Origin of the sequence: Aureimonas ureilytica (assembly GCF_001475935.1) — a bacterium.
GTDB lineage: Bacteria > Pseudomonadota > Alphaproteobacteria > Rhizobiales > Rhizobiaceae > Aureimonas > Aureimonas ureilytica_A.
The window spans coordinates 1-1,025 of the sequence record NZ_LDQA01000167.1 but is presented as its reverse complement, the minus strand read 5'-3'; the positions used below and the strand labels follow the sequence as shown (position 1 = coordinate 1,025).

Below are 1,025 nucleotides of genomic sequence, written 5' to 3'. Positions count from 1 at the left end.
TTGGGTTGTCTGAATGGTTGGTGTGGTTTTGTGTATGGTGTAGATGAAGGCAGTAGTGCGTTCTGAGTGTGTCGTGGTGTCGGAGATGTGTCTAAGGGAGAGATCAGGGAGGGTAAGGGGAAGGAGAGAGGGGGGGGGGGGAAGAGAGGGGGGGGGGGGAAGGAGGAAGAAGGGAGAAGAGAGAGAGGAAGGGGGGGGGGGAGAGGAGAGGGGGAGAAGGGAGAGAGGGGGAGAAGGGCCGTTCTTGACGCCCGAAACGAGCCGCAGCGCGAAGCCGCGGCAGACCGGGCTCTCCACGTTGAGGGCGACGGGGCACTCGCCTTCACCCTCGATGCGCGCGACAGCGGGCGTCTTCAACGTGCCGAGGCCCGAAGCCGCCAGATCGCGCGCGATCCCCGACACGCCCGTCGCGTCCGGGCGGTTCGGCGTCAGGTTGATTTCGATCACGGGATCGGCGAGCCCGGCATAGTCGGCGAAGGCCGTGCCAACAGGCGCGGTCTCGGGCAGTTCGATAATGCCGTTATGCTCTTCGGAGAGCTCCAGCTCGCGCTCGGAACACATCATGCCGAAGCTCTCGACGCCGCGGATCTTGCCGATGCCGAGCGTCACGTCGAGGCCGGGCACATAGGCGCCGGGCAGGCCGAGCACGCCGACGAGGCCGGCGCGAGCGTTGGGCGCGCCGCACACGACCTGCAGCGGCTTGCCCTCGTTGACCGAGGGGCCGGCATCGACGCTCAAAATCTGGAGCTTGTCGGCGTCAGGATGGCGCTTGGCGTCGAGCACCCGCGCGATCGTGAAGGGGCGCAGGCCCGCCTTGTCGTCGATGCCTTCGACCTCGAGACCGATCGAGGTCAGGCGCTCGGCGATCTCCTCAAGCGTGGCGTCGGTGGCGAGATGGTCCTTCAGCCAGGACAGGGTGAACTTCATGACGGGCCTAATGATCGTTGGATGCGGCGAGAGGCCGGGAAAGGGGAGGGAGCGTCGGGCTTACGAGCGATCGGTCACGTCGTCAGCGGCGCGGCGCA

General features: G+C 66.2%; 1 protein-coding gene. It reads right to left on the bottom strand.

Translation table 11 applies throughout. The annotated features are described in order from the left end of the window. The coding region (ytpR, locus tag NS365_RS23290; RefSeq protein WP_343286854.1) for a YtpR family tRNA-binding protein at window positions 1-927 on the bottom strand (927 nt) is incomplete at its 3' end. Window positions 928-1,025 lie beyond the last annotated feature (98 nt).